This is a genomic window from Pantoea sp. B_9 (assembly GCF_008632015.1).
Taxonomy (GTDB): domain Bacteria; phylum Pseudomonadota; class Gammaproteobacteria; order Enterobacterales; family Enterobacteriaceae; genus Pantoea; species Pantoea dispersa.
The window spans coordinates 483202-508946 of sequence record NZ_VWVL01000001.1 but is presented as its reverse complement, the minus strand read 5'-3'; the positions used below and the strand labels follow the sequence as shown (position 1 = coordinate 508946).

The following is a 25745-nucleotide window of genomic DNA, read 5'->3' as shown; positions in this document are numbered from 1 at the left end:
AGCGAGGCAGAATCTGATGAGCAGCTACGATGAAACACCCCTGCTGAGCCTCAACGGCATCAGCAAAGGCTTTCCCGGCGTCAAAGCGCTGGATAACGTGTCGTTCAGTATCCGCAAGGGCGAAATTATGGCGCTGCTGGGTGAGAACGGCGCGGGGAAATCGACCCTGATTAAAGTGCTGACCGGCGTCTACACGCGGGATGCCGGCACCATTACCCTCAACGGCGCGGTAATTGCGCCGCACAGTACCGCCGATGCGCAGCAGATGGGCATTGGCACCGTTTATCAGGAAGTGAATCTGCTGCCGAATATGTCGGTGGCGGATAACCTCTACATTGGCCGCGAGCCGCGCCGCTTCGGCATGATCGATCGCAAGCGCATGGTGCGCGACGCCGATGCGCTGATGCGCAACTACGGCTTCGCGCTGGATGTGACGCGTCCGCTCGGCCACTACTCGGTGGCGATGCAGCAGATTATTGCGATCTGCCGCGCAGTCGATCTCTCCGCGCAGGTACTGATTCTGGATGAACCAACTGCCAGCCTCGATGCCAGTGAAGTGGAGATGCTGTTTACCCTGATGGCGCAGCTGAAAGCCAAAGGCATGAGCCTGATTTTCGTCACCCACTTTCTCGACCAGGTGTACCGCATTACCGACCGGATTACCGTACTGCGCAACGGCCAGTTTATCGCCACGCGGGACACCGCCTCGCTGCCGCAGATTGAGCTGATTAAGCTGATGCTGGGGCGAGAGCTGCTGGAAACCGCACTGCAGCGCCAGGGCAGTACGTTACGCAGCAATCAGCCGGTGGTGTCATTTGAGGATTACGGCAAGAAAGGCACCATTGAACCGTTTAGCCTGCAGGTACGGCCGGGTGAAGTGGTGGGGCTGGCCGGACTGCTCGGCTCCGGGCGCACCGAGACCGCCGAGGTGCTGTTTGGCATCCGCCGCGCCGATCGCGGTATCGCCACCATCAAAGGCAAAGTGCAGCATATCCGCACGCCGGCCAAAGCCTCGCGTCTCGGCATGGGCTTCTGCCCGGAAGATCGTAAAACTGACGGCATCATCGGCGCGGCCTCGGTGCGGGAAAACATCATTCTGGCGCTGCAGGCGCAGCGTGGCTGGCTGCGGCCGATCAAACGCCGTGAGCAGCAGGCGATAGCCGAGCGTTTTATCAAGAGCCTGGGTATTCGCACGCCGCACGCCGACCAGCCGGTGGAGCTGCTGTCGGGTGGTAACCAGCAGAAGGTGCTGCTGTCACGCTGGCTGGTGACTAAACCACAGTTTCTGATTCTGGATGAGCCGACGCGCGGTATCGACGTGGGCGCCCACGCCGAGATCATTCGGCTGATTGAATCCCTGTGCGCCGACGGACTGGCGCTGCTGGTCATCTCCTCTGAACTTGAAGAGCTGGTGGGCTATGCCGATCGCGTGCTGATCATGCGCGATCTGAAGCAGGTCGCCGAAATTCCGCTGGAGCAGCTGTCGGTGGCGTCGATCGTCAACGCCATCGCGGACGGAGGAGCACAACATGCTTGAATCGCCTATGACACACGAAAAACCGGAACGGCGGAAGCCGAAGCTGCCGCCGGGCATGCCGCAGATCGTCGCGCTGATTCTGGTGCTGCTGATCGACAGCCTGGTGGCGAATAACTTTTTTGCTATTCACATTCAGGATGGCCGGCTGTTCGGCAGCCCGATTGATATTCTCAACCGCGCCGCACCGGTGGCGCTGCTGGCGATTGGTATGACGCTGGTGATCGCCACCGGCGGGATCGATCTGTCGGTGGGTGCGGTGATGGCAATTGCCGGCGCGACGGCGGCGACGCTGACGGTGGCGGGGCACAGCCTGAGTTTTATTATTCTGGCCACGCTCGGTACCGGGCTGCTGTGCGGCCTGTGGAACGGCGTGCTGGTGGCTCTGCTGAAGATTCAGCCGTTTGTCGCCACGCTGATTCTGATGGTGGCCGGGCGCGGCATCGCGCAGCTGATCACCCAGGGACAGATCGTCACCTTTAACAGTGACAGCCTCGCGTGGTTTGGCAGCGGTTCGCTGTGGCTGCTGCCGGTACCGGTGTGGATTACCCTGCTGGTGGCCGTGGCGGTGTGGCTGCTGACGCGCAAAACCGCGCTTGGCCTGTTCATCGAAGCGGTAGGCATCAACCTGCGTGCGGCGCGCAATGCCGGGGTGACCGGCTGGCTGGTGGTGATGTCCACCTACGCCATCAGCGGCGTGTGTGCGGCGGTAGCCGGGCTGATTGTCGCCGCCGATATTCGCGGTGCCGATGCCAATAATGCCGGGTTGTGGCTGGAGCTGGACGCCATTCTGGCGGTGGTGATTGGTGGCGCCTCGCTGATGGGCGGGCGTTTTAACCTGGTGCTGTCGCTGGTTGGCGCGCTGATAATCCAGTCAATGAATACCGGCATCCTGCTGTCAGGTTTTCCGCCGGAGCTGAACCAGGTGGTGAAAGCGGTGGTGGTGATGTGCGTTCTGCTGCTGCAGTCGCCGCGCTTTATCGCCATGCTGAAGGGGAGACGTAAACCATGATCAAGCGTCATTTACCGTTAATGATTACCCTGCTGGTGTTTGTCGCGGGTTACCTGTTCTGCCTCAGCCAGTTTCCCGGCTTTGCCTCAACGCGGGTGATTTGCAACATCCTCACGGATAATGCGTTTCTCGGCATCATCGCCGTCGGCATGACGTTTGTGATTTTGTCCGGCGGCATCGATCTGTCCGTTGGCGCGGTGATCGCCTTCACCGGCGTGTTCCTGGCGCGCATCATCGGCGACTACCATGTCGATCCGCTGCTGGCCTTTGCATTGATTCTGGCGGCAGGCGCGCTGTTTGGTGCCATGATGGGCTGGCTGATTGATGCATTAAAAATCCCGGCCTTTATCATTACGCTCGCCGGGATGTTTTTCCTGCGCGGCTGCAGCTATCTGGTGTCGGAGAACTCGATTCCTATCGATCATCCGCTGTATACCACGCTGTCGAGCCTGGCGTGGAAAATTCCCGGCGGCGGACGTCTCAGCCTGCTGGCGGTGATTATGCTGGTGGTGGTGGCGGGGGGCATTCTGCTGGCGCACCGTACGCGCTTTGGTAATCAGGTGTACGCCATTGGCGGCAATCTGACGTCGGCTCAGCTGATGGGCGTGTCGACGCGCGCCACCACGATTAAGATTTATATGCTGTCGACCACGCTGGCGACGCTGGCAGGCATCGTATTTTCCATTTACACCTCGGCCGGCTACGCGCTGGCCGGGCTGGGCGTCGAGCTGGATGCCATCGCTTCGGTGGTGATTGGCGGCACGCTGCTGTCGGGTGGCGTCGGTACGGTGCTGGGCACGCTGTTTGGGGTGCTGATTCAGGGGTTGATTCAGACATGGATTAACTTCGACGGCACGCTGAGTTCGTGGTGGACCAAAATCGCCATCGGTATCCTGCTGTTTGCCTTTATTGCGCTTCAGCGTCTGCTGACGGTGATGTGGGACCGCCAGCAGAACGCGCCGGTTAAGCGTTTAACCTCTTAGTCGTGATCGCATGTGTGTGTTAGAAGGTGCGCAAACTGGCGCACCTTTTTTTTATGCTCTGATTCGTGGATGTTTGGTGGGGTTTGCAGTTTTAGCGCTCAGAGTCGTGAAAGTTTGGTGGGGTTGCTGTTAATCGGGTGCCCGGCCCCATCAAGGCCAGCCCAACCGCAAAGAAACCCCGCATCCATGCCGATCGGCCGCGCCATCCCTGGCGCGGACGCTTTGCTATTCGGGCTGGCCTTGATGGGGCAAGTGAGACTGTCATTGCTGTCGTCAGTACAACGCTTGATGGTCGATGCAAATTCGGCTCCGGTAAAAGCGCAACCAACCTGCATTAAGGAAACCAGGGCGGCCGGGGCGACAGGGAGGTATTCACGCCGGCTTTACGTAACGCCTGCCTTTGTTGACTGGCGCGCACGTTTTAAGCCATAAAAAAAGCCGCGATACACTCGCGGCTTGCTTCAATATTTCAGGTAATTAACGTTTCAGGCGGTAGTACGCGTCGTTCCAGCGCAGCGCATCTTTGAAGGCCGGCAGGCGCGTCTCGTCATCAATCACCAGCACTTCGATGCCGTGCAGTTCGCCGTACAGGTACATATCCTCAACATCCAGCGCCTGGCTGAACACCGTATGGTGCGCGCCGCCCGCCAGGATCCACGCTTCAGAAGCGGTGGCCAGCGACGGCTGTGCGCGCCACAGCGCGCGTGCCACCGGCAGCTTCGGCAGCGCCTGCGGCTGTTCAATGGTATCGACCACGTTGACCAGCAGACGGAAGCGGTCGCCCATGTCGATGACGCTGGCGTTCACCGCGCGACCCGCCGGCGTCGAGAAAATCAGACGTGCCGGATCGGCTTTACCGCCAATGCCGAGGAACTGCACATCAATCAGCGGCTTCTCCTCTTTGGCGATCGACGGGCACACTTCCAGCATGTGCGATCCCAGCACCAGCTCATTGCCCGGCGCGAAGTGGTAGGTGTAATCCTCCATAAACGAGGTGCCACCGGCGCGCGTGCCGGCCTGCACTTTCAGGATGTGCAGCAGCGCGGCGGTTTTCCAGTCGCCTTCACCAGCGAAACCGTAGCCCTGAGCCATCAGGCGCTGAACCGCCAGACCGGGCAGTTGGGTCATACCGTGCAGCGTCTGGAAATTGGTGGTAAAGGCTTTACAGCCTTCGCTATCGAGGAAGCGCTTCAGGCCCAGTTCGATGCGTGCGGCATCCAGCACATTCTGCCGCTTGTCGCCGTGTACAGACGCCACTGCGCTGAACAGATACTGGCTCTCGTACTCGTCGACCAGCGCGTTGACATCACCGTCGCTGACGCTGTTTACCACCTCAACCAGATCGCCGACGCCCCAGCCGTTAACCGCATAGCCAAACTGAATCTGCGCTGCCACTTTATCGCCTTCGGTGACCGCCACTTCGCGCATATTGTCACCGAAGCGCGCCACTTTCAGCTGCTGGCTGGCCTGCTTCGCCAGGGCGGCATTGATCCAGCGCGCGATACGCTGCTGGCTGGTTTTATCCTGCCAGTGACCGGTCACCACGCTGTGCTGCAGACCCATGCGCGCGCCAATGAAGCCGAACTCACGGCCGCCGTGCGCGGTCTGGTTCAGGTTCATAAAGTCCATATCCATGCTGTCCCATGGAATTTCCGCATTGAACTGGGTGTGAAACTGCAGCAGCGGCTTATGCAAAATACTCAGTCCGCCAATCCACATTTTTGCCGGCGAAAAGGTATGCAGCCAGGTAATGATACCGACGCACTGGCTGTCGTGATTGGCCTCGCGGCACAGCGCCAGCGCTTCATCCGGTGATTTTACCAGCGGCTTCAGCTCAAGCGGCACCGGCAGCGTACCGGCCTGGTTCAGGCCGTCCATCACCAGGCGCGCATGCTGCTCAACCTGGCGCAGGGTTTCCGCTCCGTAGAGATGCTGTGTACCAATCACAAACCAGACTTTCTGTTCCATTCATCGCTCCTTTACTTAGCGGATGCGGCGCGCGCGGCGTACTGCGGTTCAGCCGCCTGGCACCAGTGTTGATAACGTTGATAAAGCTGCTGATAAGTCGCCACGCGCTGGCTGTCCGGCTGCAGGGTGACGGCAATCGGACTGGCCATCACCTGCTGCGCCGCCGGCACATCGGGGTAAACGCCGGCGGCAACGGCGGCAAAAATCGCCGCGCCCAGCGCGCAGCACTCATCGGAAGCGACAATGTCCAGCGGCCGGTTCATCACATCGCAGCAGGCCTGCATGATGGCAGGGGATTTGCGCGCAATGCCGCCGAGCGTCAGGATGTTCTGCACCGGAATCTGCTGCTGCTCGAAGCACTCCATGATGGCGCGTGCGCCAAAGGCGGTGGCGGCAATCAGGCCACCGAACAGCGCCGGCGCATCGGTGCCGAGGTTGAGGTCGGTAATCACGCCTTTCAGGCGCTGGTTGGCGTCCGGCGTGCGGCGACCGTTAAACCAGTCCAGCACCACCGGCAGGTGATCGAGTTGCGGATTTGCCGCCCAGGCGTCGGTCAGCTGGCGGATCAAATCCTGCTGCAGCGCGGCCAGCTGCGGCTGTAATTCAGGATGGCGCTGCGCCGCCTGCTGCAAAGGCCAGCCGAGCAGGCGACTGAACCAGGCATAGATGTCGCCGAACGCCGATTGTCCGGCTTCACAGCCGATGGCGCCCGGCATCACGCTGCCGTCGACCTGACCGCAGATGCCTTTGATCGCGCGATCGCCAACCTGTTCGCTGTCGGCGATCAGGATGTCGCAGGTCGAGGTGCCGATCACTTTCACCAGCGTGTACGGCTGTGCGCCCGCGCCAACCGCGCCCATGTGGCAGTCAAAGGCGCCACCGGACAGCACCACCTGTTCTGACAGGCCAAGACGCTGCGCCCATTCGCCCGACAGCGTGCCGACCGGCACATCGGCGGTAAAGGTATCGCTGAACAGCGGCGAATCGAGCTGTTCCACCAGCATGGGGTCGAGCGCGCGAAAGAACGCCGCCGGCGGTAAACCCTGCCACTCCGGATGCCACAATGATTTGTGCCCGGCGGCACAGCGTCCGCGCCGCAGATCGGCCGGTGCGGTGGTACCGCTCAGCAGCGCGGGCACCCAGTCGCACAGCTCTACCCACGACACCGCCGCCTCACGCACTGCGGCATCGGCACGCGACACGTGCAAAATTTTGGCCCAGAACCATTCGGAGGAGTAAACGCCGCCGATGTAGCGGGTATAGTCGGTGAACTGGCCGCTGCGGCACAGGCGGTTGATCTCTTCGGCTTCTTCTATGGCGGTGTGATCTTTCCACAGCACAAACATGGCGTTGGGATTGCTGGCGAATTCCGGACGCAGCGCGAGGACGTTGCCGTCGCGATCGATGGGGGCCGGCGTCGAGCCGGTAGAATCGACGCCAATACCCACCACCGCGGCGCGCTGCGCCGGACTTAACGCCTGCACCACGCTGACGATGGCCTGCTCCAGCGCATCAATATAATCCTGAGGATGATGACGAAAGCGGTTGGCGTGGGCATCGCAGAAGTCACCCTTTGCCCAGCGCGGATAGTTGACCACCGCCTTTTCCAGCTCTTTACCGCTGTGGCACTCCACGGCCAGCGCCCGTACCGAGTCACTGCCGAAATCCAGCCCAATTGTTATGGCACCCGCGCTCATCGGGATTCTCCTGTGTGAGTTGTCTCGCTCTATCCTGGAATGGGGCGCGGGCGGCGGTTAGTCATCAGCGGCTGAGAATATGCACTTTTCTGTCATCGGCGGGGTTGTGTGATCGACAGCAAAAGTTAATGTCCGGTTAATTTTGCTGAATATATGGAGGATTTAGTCATCGTTTTGGGATGTGATACCGCTCTACATTTTTCCGCGCTTTTCCCGCTACAACTAGCCCAGCGTTTGCACAGCCTTTGTACAACCTTTGAGCTAACGCGCTGATTTTGCGCTGTACCCGAACGTGAAATCTGATTGGTAGCGTTTACACCGATTCGTTGATAACAGCGATAAAACACCATTGTGCCGGAGAGCATCATGCATAAATTCACTAAAGCACTGGCGGCCGCAGGCCTCGCCGCGCTTATGTCACAATCCGCTATCGCCGAGACCATGAAGCTCGGTTTTCTCGTCAAACAGCCGGAGGAACCCTGGTTCCAGACCGAGTGGAAATTCGCCGATAAGGCCGGCAAAGATCTCGGCTTTGAAGTGATCAAAATTGCCGTGCCGGACGGTGAAAAAACCCTGAACGCTATCGATAGCCTGGCGGCGAGCGGCGCCAAAGGCTTTGTCATCTGTACCCCGGATCCCAAGCTGGGCTCGGCCATCGTCGCCAAAGCACGCAGCTATGACCTGAAAGTGATTGCCGTGGACGACCAGTTTGTCACCGCCAAAGGCAAGCCGATGGATACCGTACCGCTGGTGATGATGGCGGCGACCAAAATCGGCGAGCGTCAGGGCCAGGAGCTGTACAAAGAGATGCAGAAACGCGGCTGGGATGTGAAGCAAACCGCCGTGATGGCGATTACTGCTAACGAACTGGATACCGCACGCCGCCGCACCGGTGGTTCGATGGCCGCGCTGAAAGCCGCCGGCTTCCCGGAGAAGCAGATTTATCAGGTGCCGACCAAATCTAACGATATCCCGGGCGCGTTTGACGCCGGTAACTCGCTGCTGGTGCAGCATCCGGAAGTGAAGCACTGGCTGATTGTCGGCATGAACGATAACACCGTGCTGGGCGGCGTGCGCGCCACCGAAGGCCAGGGCTTCAAGGCACCGGACGTGATCGGCATCGGTATCAACGGCGTGGACGCGGTAAGCGAGCTGTCAAAAGGCGCGCCAACCGGCTTCTACGGTTCCCTGCTGCCGAGCCCGGACGTGCACGGCTATAAGAGCAGCGAAATGCTTTACAACTGGGTGACCAAAGGGCAGGAGCCAGCGAAATTCACCGAGGTGACCGACGTGGTGCTGATCACCCGCGACAATTTCAAAACCGAGCTGGCGAAGAAAGGGCTGATGTAAGTCGGTTTTAAGCCGTTCTCAATGTGATGTTAATTAACAGGCAGCCGGCATAGTTCGTGCTGTAGCAAGGCGGCAAACATGTTAATCCCCGGGAGCTTACTGAAGTCAGTGACCGGGGTAAATGTGCGCAGCCAACGCCGCTACGGTGCGAAATATAGAGGCTCAGGAGTTCCCATGAACACGGATCCAGCATTTCTGTCATTTCATGGCATCAGCAAAACCTTCCCTGGTGTGAAAGCGCTGCAGGATATCTCTTTTCAGTGCCGCGCCGGGGAAGTGCACGCGCTGATGGGAGAAAACGGCGCGGGCAAATCCACGCTGCTGAAAATCCTCAGCGGCAGCTATCAGCCCAGCGGCGGCGAAATCCGCATCAAAGGCACAGCGAAAAGCTTCAGCAATACCGTTGATGCGCTGGATGCCGGCGTGGCGATCATTTACCAGGAGCTGCATCTGGTACCGGAAATGAGCGTGGCGGAGAACATCTATCTTGGCCAGCTGCCGCACAAGCGCGGGCTGGTTAACCGTAAGCTGCTGCGCTACGAAGCCGGTCTGCAGCTGAAAAATCTTGGCATGGATATCGACCCCGACATGCCGCTGAAATACCTGTCGCTCGGCCAGTGGCAGATGGTCGAAATCGCCAAAGCGCTGGCGCGCAACGCGCGCATCATCGCCTTTGATGAGCCGACCAGTTCGCTGTCGGCGCGCGAAATTGAGCATCTGTTCCGCGTGATTCGCCAGCTGCGCGAACAGGGCCGGGTGGTGCTGTACGTGTCGCATCGCATGGAAGAAATTTTCGCGCTGAGCGATGCCATCACCGTGTTTAAGGATGGGCGCTACGTGCGTACCTTCACGGATATGGCCAATACCCACCATGACGATCTGGTGGAGGCGATGGTCGGACGCAATCTCGGAGATATCTATGGCTACGCGCCACGTGAGCTGGGGCCCGTGCGTCTGCAGCTGGACCAGGTGGAAGCGAAAGGCGTGCGGATGCCGATATCGCTGACGGTGCGCGCCGGAGAAATTGTCGGTCTGTTTGGACTGGTCGGTGCCGGCCGCAGCGAACTGATGAAAGGGCTGTTTGGTGCCACCCGGCTGCGCGCAGGCACGGTCACGCTGGACGGTAAGCAGCTCAACATCCGCGAACCGATTGATGCCATCCGCGCCGGTATCATGCTGTGCCCGGAAGATCGCAAAGCCGAAGGCATCATCCCGGTGCACTCGGTGCGCGAAAACATCAATATCAGCGCGCGCCGCCACAACCTGAGTGCCGGCTGTCTGATCAAGCCGGGCTGGGAAGCGAAAAACGCGGACCACCACATTCGCTCGCTGAACATCAAAACGCCGGGTGCGCATCAGCTGATCATGAATCTGTCCGGTGGCAACCAGCAGAAGGCAATTCTGGGCCGCTGGCTGTCGGAGGAGATGAACGTGATCCTGCTCGACGAACCGACGCGCGGCATTGATGTCGGCGCCAAACATGAAATCTATAACCTGATTTATCAGCTGGCGAACAAAGGGATCGCGGTGCTGTTTGCCTCCAGCGATCTGCCCGAAGTGATGGGACTGGCCGACCGCATCGTGGTGATGCGCGAAGGTGAGATTGCCGGTGAACTGCCCCACGACGCCGCCACGGAGCAGCTGACGCTGAGCCTGGCCATGCCGAAAACCACTCAAGCGGCCGCCGTGGCCTGAGGTAAAGGAGAGTAAAAATGGCTTCATCTACCACGTCCAATACGCCACCGGTGCAGCGCAGTGGCCTGCAGCTCGGGCGCATCTGGGACAACTTCGGCATGCTGGTGGTGTTTGCGCTGCTGTTTATCGTCTGCGCCATCTTCGTGCCTAATTTTGGCACCTTTATCAACATGAAAGGGCTGGGCCTGGCGATGTCGATGTCCGGCATGGTGGCGTGCGGCATGCTGTTCTGCCTCGCCTCCGGCGATTTCGACCTGTCGGTGGCGTCGGTGATTGCCTGCGCTGGCGTCGTCACCGCCGTGGTGATCAACATGACCGAAAGCCTGTGGATCGGCGTCGCCGCCGGCCTGCTGCTCGGTATGGCCACCGGCTTCGTTAACGGCTTCGTGATTGCGCGTCTCAAAATTAACGCGCTGATCACCACGCTGGCGACCATGCAGATTGTGCGCGGCCTGGCCTATATCTTCTCCGACGGTAAAGCGGTGGGGATTGAGGATGAGCGCTTTTTCACCCTCGGCTACGCCAACTGGCTGGGCGTGCCGGCACCGATCTGGCTGACCATCGCCACCATGATCGTGTTCGGTTTCCTGCTGAACAAAACCACCTTTGGCCGCAACACGCTGGCGATTGGTGGCAACGAGGAAGCGGCGCGGCTGGCCGGGGTGCCGGTGGTGCGCACGCGCATCATCATCTTTATCCTTTCCGGGCTGGTATCAGCAGCCGCCGGCATTATCCTGGCTTCGCGCATGACCAGCGGTCAGCCGATGACCTCGCTCGGCTATGAGCTGATCGTTATCTCCGCCTGCGTGCTGGGCGGCGTGTCGCTGAAGGGCGGTATCGGCAAGATTTCCTACGTGGTCGCCGGGGTGTTGATTCTGGGTACCGTCGAGAATGCGATGAATTTATTGAATATCTCGCCATTCTCACAGTATGTGGTGCGCGGTTTGATACTGTTAGCGGCGGTGATCTTTGACCGTTACAAACAAAAAAGCAGAACCGCCTGATCCCGCGGGCGCAGCCGCAACGCTGCGCCCCAACGTCACGCGAACCGGGAGATCCTTATGTACCACCGCGAAGCGCCGAGTGAACAGCAAAATCCGTTACTGCCGGGCTATCCGTTTAACGCCTGGCTGGTAGCCGGACTGACGCCGATCAACGCCGGCGATCAGCTCGATTTTTTTATCGATCGCCCGCACGGCATGAAAGGTTACATCCTCAATCTGACCATTAAAGGCCAGGGACGGGTGTTTGACGGGGCGTCAGCGTTTGACTGCGAGCCAGGCGACCTGTTGCTGTTTCAGCCGAAAACGCCGCACTACTATGGCCGTGCGCCGGACAGTCCGTGCTGGCACCATCGCTGGGTCTATTTCCGTCCGCGCGCCTACTGGACCGACTGGCTGCAGTGGCAGGATCAGAACCAGGGCGTTGGCCGGCTGCGGTTGCCGGATGCGCTGCGCGCCGAATTTGACCGCCTGTTTGCCAGCATCGAACAGACGCATAATTCCGGACGCCGCTTCGCCGAAGAGCTGGCGATGAATCTGCTGGAACGCCTGCTGCTGCGTGCGGTAGAAGAGGATCCGCGCAGCCATCAGCAAATTCGCGATCCGCGCGTGATTGAAGCCTGCCAGTACGTCACCAATCATCTGGCCAGCGAGGTGAAAATCGAGGAAGTGGCGCGCCACGTCTGCCTGTCGCCGTCGCGTCTGGCCCACCTGTTCCGCGAGCAGATGGGGATCAACCTGTTGCGCTGGCGCGAAGATCAGCGGGTGATCCGCGCCAAGCTGCTGCTGCAAACCACTCAGGAACCGATCGCCTCGGTGGGGCGCGAGGTCGGCTACGACGACCAGCTCTACTTCTCGCGCGTGTTCCGCAAGCGGGTGGGCGTCAGTCCGAGCGATTTCCGCCGCCGCAGTCAGGATGCGCACGACGCGCTGGTGGCCCAGGAGAGCTGGCAACCGGCACGGAGTGCGATCTCCTGAGCTTTCAGGTGATTCCGCCTTGTTCTTACTGACTGATTCGTCTTAAATCAGTCAGGTCACGAACAAGAGGAATGAGAATGAGCGATAAACTACGTGTCGGCCTGATCGGCTACGGATTTGCCAGCAAAACCTTCCATGCGCCGCTGATCGCCGGTACGCCAGACGTTGAGCTGGCGGCGATCTCCAGCAGCGATGCCAGTAAAGTGCACGCTGACTGGCCGTCGGTGCAGGTGGTGGCCGATCCTCAGGCGCTGCTGGATGACCCGACGCTGCACCTGATTGTAATTCCTACCCCTAACGACACCCATTTCCCGCTCGCCAAAGCGGCACTCAATGCCGGCAAGCATGTGGTGGTCGATAAACCGTTTACCGTGACACTGTCACAGGCGCGCGAGCTCGATCAGCTGGCCAAAGCCAAAGGGCTGCTGCTGTCGGTGTTCCACAACCGCCGCTGGGACAGCGATTTCCTGACGCTGAAAACGCTGCTGAACGACGGCACGCTGGGCGAGGTGCGCTATCTGGAGTCGCACTTTGACCGTTTCCGTCCGGAAGTGCGTCAGCGCTGGCGCGAAATGAAAGGCCCGGGCAGCGGGATCTGGTTCGATCTTGGACCGCACGTGCTGGACCAGGCGTTGCAGCTGTTTGGACCGCCGGTGGCGATCAACGTCGACATGGCTGAACTGCGTCCCGGCGCGCAAACCACCGATTACTTCCACGCGGTGCTGACTTATCCCTCCCGGCGCGTGGTGCTGCATGCCAGCATGCTGGTGGCCGCGGAATCGGCGCGTTTTGTGGTGCACGGCACGCGCGGCAGCTACGTTAAGTATGGGCTCGATCCGCAGGAGGACCGTCTGAAAGCCGGTGAGCGTCCGCCGCGTGAAGAGTGGGGCTACGATATGCGCAACGGCACGCTGACGCTGGCCGAGGGCGACGTGATGGTGGAAAAAGAGCTGCTGACACTGCCGGGCAACTATCCGGCCTATTATGCGGCGATCCGCGACGCCATTGCCGGCAACGGCGCCAACCCGGTTACGGCGGAAGAGGCGATTCAGGTGATGGAGCTGATTGAGCTTGGCCTGCAGTCGGCGGAGAAACGCCAGACCCTGAGCCTGAAATAAACCGGACGGCGTTATCGCCAGCCGATCAACAAGGAGCGCAATCTGCGCTCCTTTTTTATGGCTTATGCCGCCACGCGCTGGCGCAGCGCGGCTTTCTCTGCCTCGGTTAAAAAGGCGATGGCAATACCGTTCTCCTGCGCCTGGCGAATCTCAGCGGCGCTCAGGCCCGCCTGTGGCGCAGCCACCTCATATTCATGCGCCAGCTCAATGCCCTGTACCGCCGGATCGTCAGTGTTGATGGTTGCCAGAATACCGTGCTGCAGGAACGCCTTCAGCGGATGGCTGGCCAGCGAGGCTACGGTACTGGTCTGAATGTTCGACGTCAGGCAGGATTCAATGCCAATGCGCTGTTCGGCGAGGAAATCCATCAGCGCGCGGTCTTCAATCGCTTTGACACCGTGACCGATGCGCTCAGCGCCCAGCTCGCGGATCGCCTGCCAGATGCTCTCCGGTCCGGCGGCTTCACCGGCATGCACGGTGATGCGGAATCCGGCATCGCGGGCGCGGTTAAAGTGGCTGAGGAATTCGCTGCCCGGGAAGCCCAGTTCATCGCCGGCCAGATCGACCGCGGTGATGCCATCGCGGTGCGCCAGCAGACCTTCCAGCTCGCGCAGGCAGGCTTCTTCGCCGAAGGTGCGGCTCATGATGCCAATCAGCTTCACATCAACGCCGTACTGCTGCACGCCCGCGCGCACGCCATCAATCACCGCTTCCACCACGCCAGCAATCGGCAGCTGATGGTTCATTGCCATGTAGCCCGGTGAGAAGCGCAGCTCAGCGTAATGGATACCGGCCTGCGCGGCGTCAGCGACGTTTTCCAGCGCAATGCGGCGGCAGGCGTCGAGATCGCCCAGCACTTTGACGCCCCAGTCAAGCTTCTGCAGGAAGCTCACCAGGTCCGGCTGGTTGGCGGTCACCTGCACGTGCGGACGCAGCGTATCCAGCGTATCGGCGGGCAGCGCAAGATTGAACTGACGACCTAAATCAAGGATGGTCTGGGCGCGGATATTGCCATCGAGGTGGCGGTGAAGGTCGGTGAGGGGAAGTTTCGCATCAATCATGTCGCACTCGCTGAATTAACGTAAAGTGCAGACCATTATAAAAACATCTTGCGCAACCGCGCCAGTGATTTGCGCAAAGCGGGCAGCGGATGCTGAATTAATCAGCATCCGCTGCAGGTCAGAACGATTGCAGTGCGGCAATCAGCCGGTCCAGCCCGTCATCCAGCTTGCTGCGCGGGCAGCCAGCGTTGAGACGCAGATAGCTGCGGCTGGCGCTGCCGTAAGTGCTGCCTGGCATAATCGCCACCTTATGCTGCTGGATCAGCCGCTGCTGCAGCGCGACGTCATCAATGGCCAGCGGCGCGGTGTCAATCCACGCCAGATAAGTGGCCTGCGGCGGTTGCCAGTTGAGCCCGGCAAACGCCGCGTTGAGCCGTTGCGCAATGTGCTGCATATTGGCGCGCAGATAATCGCGCAGCGCGTCGAGCCAGGGTGCGCCGTGACGGTAGGCGGCAATAGTCGCAGCCAGCGCCATCACCGCCGGTGACGACAGCCCGTCCTGCTGCTTCAGCGCGTGAAACCACGCCCGGCGATCGTCCGCGTCCGGAATAATGCCCCAGGCGCCGGTCAGCGCCGGAATATTGAAGCTCTTCGAGGCCGAGGTAAACAGCGCCCAGCGGCCTTGTGCCACCTCGCACCACGGCGTGTGGCGCGCCGCGCTCAGCACCATATCCATATGGATTTCGTCGCTGATCACGCTCACGCCATGCCGTTCGCACAGTGCCGCCATCTGCTGCAGCTCTGCGCGCTGCCACACTTTGCCGGTGGGATTGTGCGGGCTGCACAGCAGCATCACCTTACAGCGCGGCCGCGCCAGCAGGGTTTCCAGCTCAGCCATATCACAGCGCCATGTGTCGCCAGCGCGCTGCAACGGCAGTTCCAGCACCCTGCGCTGATTACCGATGATTGTCTGGTAAAACGCATCATAGGCGGGCGTGTGAATCAGCATCTCATCCTCCGCCTGCGTCCAGTGGCGCAGCAGCTGCGCCACCATATAAATCACCGACGGGCCATACACCAGCGACTCTGCCGCGATCTCGCTGGCAAAGCGGCTGCGCATCCAGTGCTGCAGGGCGGAAAGGAAATCCTCGTGCTGCCAGCGGCTGTAGCCCAGCACGCCGTGATTCAGCCGCTGCTGCAACACGTCAATGATGCAGGGAGCGGTGGCGAAATCCATGTCCGAGATGGTGAAGGGCAGCAGATCTGGCACGCCAAAGCGGTCGGCGACAAAGTCCCACTGCGTGCACCAGCTGCCATGGCGATCCACTACCCGATCAAAATTAAACGCCTGCATGTTTACACCGTCGCGCTCATCAGATGGGCCATTTCATCTTTGACCGACTGCACCTGCGGGCCAATGACTACCTGCAGATTGGTCTGATTGAGGTGCACCACGCCGATGGCGCCGTTGGCTTTTAGCGCGGCATCGTCGACCTTGCTCATGTCGGCCACCGACAGGCGCAGGCGCGTCAGGCAGTTATCCAGCGAGGTGATGTTGTCAACGCCACCCAGCGCCGCGAGAATCGCTGGCGTGTTGTAGCCGGATTTGCCCACGCCGGCGCGGCTGACCTGCTGCTCAACGCGGCTGGTTTCTGCTTCGCGGCCAGGTGTTTTGATGTTGAAGCGGGTGATGGCGAAACGGAAGATGGCGTAGTAACCCACAAACCACACGGCGGCAATCACCGGCACCCAGTACCATTTGGTCGAAAGGCCGTGCAGCACGCCAAACACGAAGAAGTCGATCACGTTACCGTCGGTATTACCGATGGTCACGCCAAGCATCGCCATCACGGTGAAGCCGAGACCGGTCAGCAGCGCGTGGATCAGATACAGTACCGGTGCGACAAACAGGAACAGGAACTCGATCGGTTCGGTGGTGCCGCCGACCACGCAGGCAACCACGCCCGAAATCAGCAGGCCTTTAATTTTGTGTCGGTTTTCCGGGCGCGCGCAGTGATAAATCGCCAGCGCTGCCCCCGGCAGGCCGCCAAGGAATGCCGGCATTTTACCCTGCGACAGGAAGCGGGTAGCGCTTTCCGCGAAGCCGTGAGTTTCCGGACACGCCAGCTGCGCCTGGAAGATGGTCAGCGCGCCGCTGACGCTGTGACCACACACCTCCATGGTGCCACCGGCATCGGTGAAGCGAATAATCGCCACCAGAATATGCTGCAGGCCAAACGGCAGCAGCAGACGTTCTCCGGTGCCGAAGATCATCGGGCCGAATTCGCCCGCGCTGTTGATCATCCAGCCAAGACCGGTGATCGCGCGCGCAAAGAAAGGCCAGATCAGCGGTACCACCAGCCCCAGCAGGCCCATCACCACGGTGGTGATAATCGGCACAAAGCGCGTGCCGCCGAAGAATGCCAGCGCATCCGGCAGGCGAATATTGTGAAAACGCTCGTGCAGCCAGAACACTACAATGCCGACAATCACCGCGCCGAGAATACCGGTGTCGATGGACTGAATGCCGAGAATGTTCTGCACGTTATTGGCTTTCAGCACCGCCGCATCGGTAGTCGGCAGAATCCCGTTGATGTTCAGCCAGAAGTTAACGCTGAGATTGAGCACCGCAAAGCCGACGAAGCCGGCAAACGCCGCTACGCCTTTGTTTTCCCGCGCCATGCCCAGCGGGATGGCGATGGCAAACATCACCGGCAAATAGCTAAAGGCAAAGGAGCCGATTTTTGCCATCCAGATAAACAGGTATTGCAGGAACGGCTGGTCGAGCAGCGGAATCAGCGTTAGCACATCATGGCTGCTGAGTGAACTGCCGATCCCCAGCATGATGCCGCAAAACGACAGCAGCGCCACGGGTAGCATGAAGGTTTTCCCCAGGCTCTGGAAAAATTCCCAGAGCGACATTTTGGGTTGGCTGTGAGGCATAGTCTCTCCTGGCTAAAAAGTAACAAGCGGGTAAAGTGGTGGGGGATGATAAAACGTTTTATCACGGCTTTTTGTGGTGATAATCACAAAGCGTGACGAGCATCAGGCTTTATTTTTATGCGAATCAGTGTAACGTTTTACCTCTTTGAATTTTCCGGCAACGAAAAGCGTCACACTATGTCCCAGCAGAAAATCACCATCCATGATGTCGCGCAGGCCGCTGGCGTATCGGTCAGCACGGTATCGCTGGTGCTGTCCGGCAAAGGGCGCATTTCACCTGCCACCGCCGCGCGGGTGAATCAGGCGATTGAGCAACTCGGCTATGTGCGTAACCGCTCGGCCTCCATGCTGCGCGGCGGTGAGAGCGGGGTGATTGGCCTGATCGTGCGCGATCTCAGCCAGCCCTTTTATGCAGCAATGACGGCGGGACTGAGTGAGGTGCTGGAGCAGCAGGGCAAAGTGCTGGTGCTGACGCAGAGTGGTCAGCACGGCCAGCATCTGCAGCGCTGTTTTGATTCACTGGCGGCGCAGGGTGCCGATGGCATTGTGCTGGGCGGCGCGGTGGCGCAGGCGGAATCGCTGCGGCTGCAGGCGCAGGAGCAAAATATTGCGCTGATCTGCGCCGCGCGCGCCAGCAGTCTGGAGAAAGTCGATTCGCTGCGTCCGGATAACAGCCAGGCGGCGCGGATGGCCACCGAGTATCTGATCAAACAGGGACATCAGCGCATCGCCTGGGTGGGCGGTCTGGGGTCCTCACTGACGCGCGCCGAACGTATCGGCGGCTATTGCGCCACGCTGCTACAGTACGGTTTGCCGTTTCGCCCGGACTGGATTATCGAATGTGACGATCGCCAGCAGAGCGTCTCCGCGCTGACGCAGGCGCTGCTGCATCAGCATCCGCGTATTACCGCTATTCTGGCCCACAATGCCAGCACCACGCTCGGCTGCTATTTCGGCGCGCTGCGCAGCGGCCGCACCCTCGGGGAAGATGCCGTGGACAGTTACTACACCCAGCAGCTGGCGCTGGTCGGCTTCAACGACGATCCGCAGCCTGAGCTGAACGATCCGGCATTGACGTTTGTCAGCAGTGAAGCGCGCATCGTCGGGCGGCGCGCGGCAGAACGCATATTACAGCGCCTGGCGCAGCCACAGGCCGATGTGCAGACGTTAATCGTGCCGCCGCAGCTGGTGCAGGGCCGCTAAGCCTGTCGCCCGCCCGGCGTCAGATCATTACTCGCCACGTTTCTGTTACCGCTGCTTACCGATTTTCAGCCGGCCTGTGATCGTCGTTCTGCTTATGCATGGCGGGCCAGCAGAAAATAAAGATTAAGCTTCAACATAAAATATTGACACGAAATTGTCATAATATGGCCAGCGTTAAATGAAAATCAACGCGTTAGCCACTTTTATAAATTCCGCGAATTTTGTATTGATTAATATTCTTTACCGGACGCGCCTGTATTTTATTCAGGCTGGCTGATGTTATTACCTGTCACAAAATGTGTATTTTCTTATTGTTTAGCGCGGGTTTACTTGCTCGCTGGATTTGTGACTGGCGAGGAATATACTGCCAGCTATGCTTATTTTTCCTGTGCCGGGGCACGTATGAAAATAATCGTAAATGGGAAAGGTTATCCGGAAAAGAGAAATATCATCGTCAACGATTCACACCATTATCTCAATCTGAAATATAAAAATATCTGGTTTTATCGTAACGCCGTCAGGCAGAAAATCCGCAAAGCCAATAAGTTGTTTATTTTCGCGCCGCTACCGTTCTCGGTGCCGGACGATGCGCAAATCATCCATCTTTTTAATGAAGTGGCCTGCACGAAAAAACGCTGGATGGCGACATTTGAAACCGAAATTCCGCGCGTGCTGCCGGTGGCGGGCATGGCCAAACTGCATAATCCACAATTGCAGAAACAACTCAAACTGATCGCGGCACCGCAGTGTACGGCGCTGCTGGCTATTTCCGACGCGACGAAAAAGATTCAAATCAAGCTGTTACAGGCGTTTCCGCAGCAGGCTGCAGCCATTTTGCCCAAACTGCATACGCTGCATCCGCCACAGGCAATTATCTGTGATCGGGTCAGGCCGGTGAATCAGGCGAAGCTGACGTTCAGCTTTGTCGGCAATGAGTTTTATCGTAAAGGTGGGGCGGAAGTGGTGCTGGCCTTTAGCGAGTTGCTGGCAGAAGGCATCATTCATCCCGACAGCGTGCAGGTGAATTTAACGGGCAACCTGAAGCATCGCTATAATATCGCGCACGGCGCGCAGCAGGATGACGCGCAATTTCATCAGCGGATTGAAGACCTGATTAATCAGCAGGCAATCTTCAGGCATGAAACATTTTTGCAAAATGATCGGCTGATGAAAATGCTCGAACAGACCGATGTGGGATTATTACCGACCTGGCAGGATACCTACGGCTTTTCAGTGCTGGAAATGCAGGCGTGCGGCTGTCCGGTCATTACCACTAATGTGCGCGCACTGCCGGAAATAAACCCGGCTTCGGCCGGCTGGCTTATTGACTGTCCGCTGAATGATATGTTTGAAATCACCATCGCTTCAGCGCAGGAGAAACAGGCGATCAGGGCCAGAATTATTGCGCAGCTCAAACAGATCATCACGCAGATAATGGCGCAGCGCGAGGCGATCAGCACCCGCTCGGCGCGGGCGCTGCAAAGAATTAAAGACCAGCACGATCCGGCGCGCTTTCGCGCCCGTCTCGACGCCTTTTATCAGCAGACAGCACAGGTGAATCGTGCCCCGGGCGTCAGCGCTAAAGAGATTTGACCCATGAATCACGCCGGGTGGAGGAAGCGGATCCCCGGTGATCGCCGGCGGCGCTGACGCAATGGCCAGCGCGCACGGTATTAACGGGCTCTGGCCGTCAGACTAAAATAGGGATGTTTTCCTGCCAGCAGCAGCAAAAACTCATATTCTCCCTGACTGAGCGGCGACGGTTTTGCTGCGGACTCCTTCATCTGCCAGACCCGCAGGCTAAGGTCGAAGCGTTCAGCCGCGTGCAGTTGGGTCATGCCCGTGGCGATGCGTAAGTCACGCACATCAGTCTGAACCGGAACGATGTGCTGCAATGATTGATGGCTCATAAGTTCTTCTCTTTCTGTGGCCTGTCCCTGGCGGTATGGTTATCGGCTGCGAGCTATGCCGGGTCAGAGACGGCAAGCTTTTCTGTCGCGAAGCTGCCGGTGGCTGAAACGGGGCGCTGGCCGGCGGGCTGAGCGCTGTCCAGCGGGCTGTCAGAAAAGTTAAAATGACTGATCACCGCAGCCAGCGTTCCGGTACGGCCATTCAGGCTGCCGGCCGAGGCGGCAATCTCTTTCACCAGGGCGGCATTCTGCTGGGTGACGCGATCCAGATCGGTCACGGCCAGCGTAACCTGGGCAATGCCTTTGCTCTGTTCGTCTGACGCCAGCGCAATCTGGCCAATCAGCGACGTGACGGCGGAAACGCTTTGCGTGGCGCTGTCCATGATGGCGCCGGCGCGCTGCGCGGTCTGCGCGCCCTCGCCAACGCGCGTCACGGTGCCATTAATCAGCCCTTCGATCTCCTTCGCGGCGCTGGCGCTGCGTTGTGCCAGCGTGCGCACTTCAGCGGCCACCACGGCGAAGCCGCGTCCCTGCTCGCCGGCGCGGGCGGCTTCAACAGCCGCGTTCAGTGCCAGAATATTGGTCTGAAACGCGATGCTGTTAACCGTGGCGGTAAACTGACGGATTTTATCGGCTTCGGCGGCGATATCGGCCATCATCGCTGACACGCTTTTGACCAGCGCTTCGCCGTCGCGCGTGGTGCGCGCCGCATCCTCAGCCAGCTCGCGCGCTTCGCCCGCGCTGTGGGCATTTTTCTCTACGGTGGCGCTAAGCTGCTCCATGCTGGCCGAGGTCTGCTCGAGCGCAGCCGCCTGGCGGGTGGTGCGGTCGGACAGATCGGCATTGCCGCTGGCGATATCCGCAGACTCCTTGCGTAGCACGTCGGTGTTGTCATGCACGGCACGCACCGTGGTCAGCAGGCTCTGCTGCATCAGCCTGACCAGCGGAATCAGCTGACCCACACAGTTGCGGCCAAAATCCTGCGGTTCCCGCGTAAGATCGCCAGCGGCGATGCCGCGGAAATGTTCCCGCAGCGCCCCCAGCGGCCGTACCAGATGCGTGACCAGAAAACGGTCACAGAACAGCAGCAGCGCGAGCATCAGCAGTGCAGCAATGCCAAAGGCCATTTGCAGACGCTGGCGATCGGACTGGTCGGCATGGTTATTCGCTGCGATGTCGCGCTGCAGGAAATGCAGGCGCTCAGCCGCAGGCACCGCAAAGTCAGCCGGCGATGCGGTGAGGGCGGTACGCAGCGGCGCCCAGTCGCTATCGGCCGGGGCATCGGCCGCTACAGCCGCTTTCGCCGCCGTGGTTCCCGATGCCATCACTAAACTTGCGCGATTGAGAAACAGCAGCTGGCTGGTCAGGGTGGCGTTATGCAGTTCGCGCTGATGCATGTCGCGCAGCACCGTGCTGCCATAGATCCCGGCCAGCGCCACAATCAGCAGCGCCGCGACCAGGATGCACTGCACAACCCGGCGAATGGTGAAGTTTTTAAGAAATTGCATGGTGAGTTTCCCCGGTGTCGTTTAAGACACAATGGTGTCGAGCGTTATTATTTATTGTTCGCGATAATATCGCGTACTATGGTTTGGCGTTTTAAGCATGGCAGGGAATTCTGAAAAAGAAAATGAATCGTCGATAAAATATTTCTTTCCCGAAGACACGCCAGATTAATTTATAAAAGGGTTATTTCGCCGGGCCGCGGCAGTCAGGCTCGCCGGCGGATAAATAAACATTCATTGTTTTTGCCGTTTGCTGAAATTGAGCGTTCAGTGCCCGTTAATTTAGCTTAAGTCACGCCGTAATGATTAACAGCACTCCGCCTGCAACACGCTGGGCGTCAACAGATAATAAACGCTGCCGCGTTAACGCTAATTTCACCCGTGACCATCACCGATTATAAATTCACACTGTAAAGCACCGGACCCGTTGGACGTCCGGTTGGCGAACCGCCGTGCGGCTCGAGACTGATCGCCAGCGTCGCCTTAACCAGCGACTGCTGTTTCTCAATCGGATACTGCTGCGGCGCACTTCCGGTGACCAGACCGAGTGAAACGGGCGCCCGGCCAGGCGGAATCAGCCACAGTTCCAGACTCTGATCCGCCCTGACCGCGCTGACCTGCAGCGGCGCCAGACTGATCACGTCCTGTCGGCGGCTGGCGCTCACCACCCATTGCTGACTGTGTTGCGCATCGGTCAGCACCGCCAGCGGCGTCATTACCGGCTCGCGCAGCCAGTAAGCCGACAGCGCGAAGCCCAGCGCGACGCAGGCGGCAGCCAGCCACGGCAGCGTCCGGCGTGCGGGCGCGACGCGCTTGTCGGGCGGCAGGGAAAGGGCAATTTTTTTCCACAGCGTTTCCGGCGGCGTGACGGGCGGCTGAACCTGGTCGAGACCCGCCAGCAGCGTCTGCCAGCGGGCGACCTGCGCCGCCAGCGCCGGCTCGGCCTGCAGTCTGCGCTGAAAGCGCAATCGCGCGCTGCCGCGCAGCGTGCCGAGGGCGTACTCCGCCGCCAGGGCGTCATCCCGCTGCACCTTGTCACTCATCGTCCTACACACTCCCGCAGATGGTCCAGGCCACGTCGAATCCAGCTTTTTACCGAGCCGACCGGCTGCTGCAGCCACCCGGCAATGTCGCTATGTGATAAGCCCTGATAATAGGCCAGCGCGATCGACTGGCGTTGTTCACTGCTCAAATGCTGCAGACAGTGGTGCAGGCGGGCAACCTCGCGATCGTGCTGCTCATCCAGACTGACGTCACCCGGCGTGCTGCTTAAATCGTCGAGCCAGGCTTCATCGGCATGGAATTGTCTGGCATAGCCGCTGCGCAGCCAGTCAATACAGCGGTTGCGTACAATGTGCGTCATCCAGGTCAGGGGAGAACTGAGCGCGCTGTTAAATGACGCGGCGTTGTGCCAGACCGTGATGTAGCATTCGTGCAGAATCTCTTCCGCCCACGCCCGCTGGCGTAACATGCGCAGCGCTACCGCAAACAGATGCGGGGAAGTCAGCCGGTACAGCTGTTCAAAAGCCAGGCGATCGCGCTTCGCGACCGCCTGTATTAAGGCTATTTGTTGCTCAGCCTGAGAGGCGTCCATAATACTCCTGGCCGGTTTGTTTAACCTTACCGAGTATAGACAGTTATTCAGGCATTAAGACGGTATCAATAACGTCAATGACGCCATTTTTCTGGTTTACATCATAAGTGCTGATATTTGCCACATTACCCTGACCATCTTTCAGCTGAATATTATGTGGCCCATTGCTCATAATCCACAGCGGCTGACCGTTAACCGTTTTCAATTGGGCTTTACCGCCACCCTGTTTAATTTTTTGCTCCAGCGCTTTCATATCATATTTACCGGCGACCACATGGTAGGTCAGCACGCTGGTGAGTTTGGCTTTGTTTTCTGGTTTGAGTAGTGCATCAACGGTGCCGGCAGGCAGTTTGGCAAAGGCGGCGTTAGTCGGCGCAAACACCGTAAACGGGCCTTTGCCCTGTAAGGTATCGACCAGACCCGCGGCTTTAACGGCGGCGACCAGCGTAGTGTGATCCTTCGAGTTCAGGGCATTTTCAATAATGTTTTTTTGTGGATACATTGCCGCGCCGCCTACCATCACCGAATTGGCGTGCATGGCCGCCATCGCAGCGTTCGCGCCAAGCAGGGCGGCAGACAGGACGGCATAACTGATTAACTTTTTCATCATATATCCTCATTGAAGGAGCAGAAGGGTGCTCACAAAGGGATATACGTACGGTGCGGCTGAACGGATGCAGAAAAGGGTGAAATTTATTTGCCGGGGAAAAACGGCAGCCCGGAGCGGGCTGCCGCGGGGATTACTCTGGCATGCCTTCGCTGGTTGGTGCGCCTAACATGTAGCGCGACAGGAACTGCTCCAGCGTCATTTTGTCGCCATTCATGGTGACCTGACCGTTAGCGTATTGCAGGCTGGTGGTGATGTTATCGTCCTGCTGCTGGGTCAGACGGAACATCTGGCCCATCGCCGCCAGACCTTTCACCTGCTGATCGGCCAGCTTCTGCGCATCATCACCCTGATAACCTTCCGCCAGCCCGACGTGACGCATCACTTCCGTCGCCATCGGCATATTGATGCTCAGCTTGCCGTCGAGCGTTTTCAGCACGCGATCCACGGCGGCACCCAGACTCTGCGGTTCACCGGTGACGGTCGCCGGATCGTTAAAACCGACGTTAAGGTTGAACGTGCTCTCGCCTTTGTCATTTTTCCAGCTCAGCGGCGCCACGCTTACGGTCGGCGAGCCTTTCAGCAGGGTCGGCAGGTTATTTCTCAAAATGGTCTGCACGCTGGCCTGGTAGCGGATAGGATCGTCCACCACGCCAGGCTGGTTCAGCAGATCCTGCATCTGCGCGTTGTACTGGTCAGAGAAGGTTTTCACCGCCTGAGCATCAAACTGCGCAAATTTCATCGCCAGTTTGGCTTCGCCGAACGGCTGTTTTTGCAGGCTGATGCTATCAACCTGATAATCAATCTGGCCGCCAATCTTACCGTCTTTGTTGTCGAACGAGGACTTCCCGTCCAGCTTCTCCAGCGTCAGGCCTTCCTGACCGTTGATGCTGGCGTCGAGCTTATCCAGCGTGATGGTCTGGTCGCCGACGCGCACGCCTTCCGGACTCAGGTGGGTGTCACCGCCCAGCTTCAGACCGTTAAGGGTAAACAGCACCGGTTGCTGCAGCTGGTTTTTGCTGGTGACGGCGATGCTGGAGAAGTCGCCCTGCAGACTCACTTTGTCGCCTTTGCTGTCCGCGCTGACGTTGAGCGTGCCGCCGTTAGTGGCGAGGCGATCACCGGTCTGCGCATTGCTGTAATCCACCGGCAGCAGGTGCAGCGCGGTATCGGTCGCGCCGCTGTACCCGACGCGGGTATCGGCATTAACCAGCGATTTGCCCTGAGTCAGTTCAAACAGTTTCTTCACCGCATCGGTGTTTTCCAGTTCGGTGTGCACCGAGGCCATGCTGGGGATCAGGTTGCCGCGTTTCAGCTGAGCAAACGGGAAAGGACCGTGATCGATGGTTTCATTGAGCACGATGCTTTGACCCGGCTTCAGCAACGGATTGTCTTCAGTCTGCGAACTGGCCTGAATCACCAGTTTGGTTTTGCTGCTGAATACGCCACGCTGGTAATCCTGATAGCTGAGCGTCAGACGGCTATTCGGCGCGTACGCGTTGATCTGGCTGTTGGCATTTTGCAGCATCTCATCCATGTGGCTTTCCAGCTGTTTACCGGTAAACCACGCTGCGCCAGTCCAGATTACGCCGAGCGCCACAATCACACCTACGGCAACCTTGGTCTTTTTCATCGCTGAGTCGTCC

21 protein-coding genes are annotated in these 25745 nt (G+C 59.2%); 10 read left to right on the top strand and 11 right to left on the bottom strand.

The genetic code is table 11. From position 1 onward, the window contains the following. The first annotated feature begins 16 nt into the window (after positions 1 to 16). From F3I21_RS02355 to yjfF, 3 genes are read left to right on the top strand one after another with little or no spacing between them, the layout of a single operon-like run. Positions 17 to 1537: a sugar ABC transporter ATP-binding protein gene (locus F3I21_RS02355; RefSeq protein WP_150058191.1), complete on the top strand. Its 1521-nt coding sequence runs from the start codon at positions 17 to 19 to the stop codon at positions 1535 to 1537. Then, positions 1530 to 2546 (top strand): galactofuranose ABC transporter, ATP-binding protein YtfT, encoded by a 1017-nt coding sequence (gene ytfT / locus F3I21_RS02350; protein ID WP_058758461.1) that lies wholly within the window; start codon positions 1530 to 1532, stop codon positions 2544 to 2546. The genes F3I21_RS02355 and ytfT overlap by 8 nt, the downstream gene beginning before the upstream one ends. Next, on the top strand, positions 2543 to 3529 hold the full coding sequence (gene yjfF, locus F3I21_RS02345) for a galactofuranose ABC transporter, permease protein YjfF (protein ID WP_021506182.1): 987 nt from the start codon (positions 2543 to 2545) through the stop codon (positions 3527 to 3529). The genes ytfT and yjfF overlap by 4 nt, the downstream gene beginning before the upstream one ends. Positions 3530 to 4006: 477 nt before the next feature. Here yjfF and araA read toward each other — a convergent pair whose 3' ends face one another. Together araA and F3I21_RS02335 are read right to left on the bottom strand one after the other, a co-directional pair. After that, positions 4007 to 5497 carry an L-arabinose isomerase gene (gene araA / locus F3I21_RS02340; protein ID WP_150058189.1) on the bottom strand — a complete coding sequence of 497 codons (1491 nt, stop codon included), beginning with the start codon at positions 5495 to 5497 and terminating at the stop codon, positions 4007 to 4009. 11 nt (positions 5498 to 5508) lie between these two features. Then, positions 5509 to 7194, bottom strand: a complete 1686-nt coding sequence (locus F3I21_RS02335) for a ribulokinase (RefSeq protein ID WP_150058187.1) — start codon at positions 7192 to 7194, stop codon at positions 5509 to 5511. Between the two features lie 366 nt (positions 7195 to 7560). Here F3I21_RS02335 and F3I21_RS02330 point away from each other — a divergent pair, with 366 nt between their 5' ends. From F3I21_RS02330 to F3I21_RS02310, 5 genes are all read left to right on the top strand, one after another. Continuing rightward, complete coding sequence (locus tag F3I21_RS02330) at positions 7561 to 8544, top strand: arabinose ABC transporter substrate-binding protein (RefSeq protein ID WP_021506179.1); 984 nt, start codon at positions 7561 to 7563, stop codon at positions 8542 to 8544. Between the two features lie 174 nt (positions 8545 to 8718). Next, positions 8719 to 10239, top strand: coding sequence for an L-arabinose ABC transporter ATP-binding protein AraG (gene araG, locus F3I21_RS02325; RefSeq protein WP_021506178.1), 1521 nt, complete (start codon positions 8719 to 8721; stop codon positions 10237 to 10239). 17 nt (positions 10240 to 10256) lie between these two features. Next, positions 10257 to 11243: an L-arabinose ABC transporter permease AraH gene (gene araH, locus F3I21_RS02320; RefSeq protein ID WP_021506177.1), complete on the top strand. Its 987-nt coding sequence runs from the start codon at positions 10257 to 10259 to the stop codon at positions 11241 to 11243. Positions 11244 to 11300: 57 nt separating this feature from the next. After that, positions 11301 to 12218, top strand: a complete 918-nt coding sequence (araC, locus tag F3I21_RS02315) for an arabinose operon transcriptional regulator AraC (protein ID WP_021506176.1) — start codon at positions 11301 to 11303, stop codon at positions 12216 to 12218. A gap of 77 nt (positions 12219 to 12295) precedes the next feature. Next, positions 12296 to 13336 (top strand): oxidoreductase, encoded by a 1041-nt coding sequence (locus F3I21_RS02310; protein ID WP_150058185.1) that lies wholly within the window; start codon positions 12296 to 12298, stop codon positions 13334 to 13336. A 62-nt stretch (positions 13337 to 13398) separates the two neighbouring features. Here F3I21_RS02310 and add read toward each other — a convergent pair whose 3' ends face one another. The 3 genes from add to malX form a co-directional block, all read right to left on the bottom strand. Continuing rightward, positions 13399 to 14397 carry an adenosine deaminase gene (gene add, locus F3I21_RS02305; protein WP_127834039.1) on the bottom strand — a complete coding sequence of 333 codons (999 nt, stop codon included), beginning with the start codon at positions 14395 to 14397 and terminating at the stop codon, positions 13399 to 13401. A 118-nt stretch (positions 14398 to 14515) separates the two neighbouring features. Next, on the bottom strand, positions 14516 to 15691 hold the full coding sequence (locus tag F3I21_RS02300) for a MalY/PatB family protein (protein ID WP_150058183.1): 1176 nt from the start codon (positions 15689 to 15691) through the stop codon (positions 14516 to 14518). A gap of 2 nt (positions 15692 to 15693) precedes the next feature. After that, positions 15694 to 17280 (bottom strand): maltose/glucose-specific PTS transporter subunit IIBC, encoded by a 1587-nt coding sequence (malX, locus tag F3I21_RS02295; protein ID WP_031279154.1) that lies wholly within the window; start codon positions 17278 to 17280, stop codon positions 15694 to 15696. Positions 17281 to 17457: 177 nt separating this feature from the next. Between malX and malI the strand changes: the two genes are divergently transcribed. Further along, complete coding sequence (gene malI, locus F3I21_RS02290; RefSeq protein WP_031279152.1) at positions 17458 to 18483, top strand: Mal regulon transcriptional regulator MalI; 1026 nt, start codon at positions 17458 to 17460, stop codon at positions 18481 to 18483. 402 nt (positions 18484 to 18885) lie between these two features. Beyond that, positions 18886 to 20076: a glycosyltransferase gene (locus F3I21_RS02285; protein ID WP_150058181.1), complete on the top strand. Its 1191-nt coding sequence runs from the start codon at positions 18886 to 18888 to the stop codon at positions 20074 to 20076. An 80-nt stretch (positions 20077 to 20156) separates the two neighbouring features. Here the strand turns inward: F3I21_RS02285 and F3I21_RS02275 are convergent, their stop codons facing one another. The 6 genes from F3I21_RS02275 to F3I21_RS02250 form a co-directional block, all read right to left on the bottom strand. Beyond that, entirely contained in the window at positions 20157 to 20393 is a 237-nt protein-coding gene (locus F3I21_RS02275) for a hypothetical protein (protein WP_021506169.1), read from the bottom strand. Between the two features lie 53 nt (positions 20394 to 20446). Then, entirely contained in the window at positions 20447 to 21901 is a 1455-nt protein-coding gene (locus F3I21_RS02270; RefSeq protein ID WP_223815618.1) for a methyl-accepting chemotaxis protein, read from the bottom strand. A gap of 392 nt (positions 21902 to 22293) precedes the next feature. Further along, the gene (locus tag F3I21_RS02265) at positions 22294 to 22941 is read right to left on the bottom strand and encodes an anti-sigma factor domain-containing protein (protein ID WP_058758468.1); all 648 of its coding nucleotides are present in this window, start codon (positions 22939 to 22941) and stop codon (positions 22294 to 22296) included. Beyond that, the gene (locus tag F3I21_RS02260; RefSeq protein ID WP_021506166.1) at positions 22938 to 23492 is read right to left on the bottom strand and encodes a sigma-70 family RNA polymerase sigma factor; all 555 of its coding nucleotides are present in this window, start codon (positions 23490 to 23492) and stop codon (positions 22938 to 22940) included. The genes F3I21_RS02265 and F3I21_RS02260 overlap by 4 nt, the downstream gene beginning before the upstream one ends. A gap of 43 nt (positions 23493 to 23535) precedes the next feature. Continuing rightward, positions 23536 to 24099 (bottom strand): fasciclin domain-containing protein, encoded by a 564-nt coding sequence (locus F3I21_RS02255; protein ID WP_150058560.1) that lies wholly within the window; start codon positions 24097 to 24099, stop codon positions 23536 to 23538. A 133-nt stretch (positions 24100 to 24232) separates the two neighbouring features. Continuing rightward, on the bottom strand, positions 24233 to 25732 hold the full coding sequence (locus F3I21_RS02250; protein WP_058769727.1) for a YdgA family protein: 1500 nt from the start codon (positions 25730 to 25732) through the stop codon (positions 24233 to 24235). Between the last annotated feature and the right edge of the window lie 13 nt (positions 25733 to 25745).

Bases quoted from the DNA above. Each gene is read 5' to 3' on its own strand.
- ytfT (WP_058758461.1), top strand. From the start codon at position 1,530: ATGCTTGAATCGCCTATGACACACGAAAAACCGGAACGGCGGAAGCCG.
- F3I21_RS02265 (WP_058758468.1), bottom strand. From the start codon at position 22,941: ATGAGTGACAAGGTGCAGCGGGATGACGCCCTGGCGGCGGAGTACGCC.
- F3I21_RS02330 (WP_021506179.1), top strand. From the start codon at position 7,561: ATGCATAAATTCACTAAAGCACTGGCGGCCGCAGGCCTCGCCGCGCTT.
- F3I21_RS02255 (WP_150058560.1), bottom strand. From the start codon at position 24,099: ATGAAAAAGTTAATCAGTTATGCCGTCCTGTCTGCCGCCCTGCTTGGC.
- F3I21_RS02275 (WP_021506169.1), bottom strand. From the start codon at position 20,393: ATGAGCCATCAATCATTGCAGCACATCGTTCCGGTTCAGACTGATGTG.
- araC (WP_021506176.1), top strand. From the start codon at position 11,301: ATGTACCACCGCGAAGCGCCGAGTGAACAGCAAAATCCGTTACTGCCG.
- malX (WP_031279154.1), bottom strand. From the start codon at position 17,280: ATGCCTCACAGCCAACCCAAAATGTCGCTCTGGGAATTTTTCCAGAGC.
- araH (WP_021506177.1), top strand. From the start codon at position 10,257: ATGGCTTCATCTACCACGTCCAATACGCCACCGGTGCAGCGCAGTGGC.
- araA (WP_150058189.1), bottom strand. From the start codon at position 5,497: ATGGAACAGAAAGTCTGGTTTGTGATTGGTACACAGCATCTCTACGGA.
- F3I21_RS02355 (WP_150058191.1), top strand. From the start codon at position 17: ATGAGCAGCTACGATGAAACACCCCTGCTGAGCCTCAACGGCATCAGC.
- yjfF (WP_021506182.1), top strand. From the start codon at position 2,543: ATGATCAAGCGTCATTTACCGTTAATGATTACCCTGCTGGTGTTTGTC.
- F3I21_RS02335 (WP_150058187.1), bottom strand. From the start codon at position 7,194: ATGAGCGCGGGTGCCATAACAATTGGGCTGGATTTCGGCAGTGACTCG.
- F3I21_RS02260 (WP_021506166.1), bottom strand. From the start codon at position 23,492: ATGGACGCCTCTCAGGCTGAGCAACAAATAGCCTTAATACAGGCGGTC.
- F3I21_RS02310 (WP_150058185.1), top strand. From the start codon at position 12,296: ATGAGCGATAAACTACGTGTCGGCCTGATCGGCTACGGATTTGCCAGC.
- malI (WP_031279152.1), top strand. From the start codon at position 17,458: ATGTCCCAGCAGAAAATCACCATCCATGATGTCGCGCAGGCCGCTGGC.
- add (WP_127834039.1), bottom strand. From the start codon at position 14,397: ATGATTGATGCGAAACTTCCCCTCACCGACCTTCACCGCCACCTCGAT.
- F3I21_RS02250 (WP_058769727.1), bottom strand. From the start codon at position 25,732: ATGAAAAAGACCAAGGTTGCCGTAGGTGTGATTGTGGCGCTCGGCGTA.
- F3I21_RS02285 (WP_150058181.1), top strand. From the start codon at position 18,886: ATGAAAATAATCGTAAATGGGAAAGGTTATCCGGAAAAGAGAAATATC.
- araG (WP_021506178.1), top strand. From the start codon at position 8,719: ATGAACACGGATCCAGCATTTCTGTCATTTCATGGCATCAGCAAAACC.
- F3I21_RS02300 (WP_150058183.1), bottom strand. From the start codon at position 15,691: ATGCAGGCGTTTAATTTTGATCGGGTAGTGGATCGCCATGGCAGCTGG.
- F3I21_RS02270 (WP_223815618.1), bottom strand. From the start codon at position 21,901: ATGCAATTTCTTAAAAACTTCACCATTCGCCGGGTTGTGCAGTGCATC.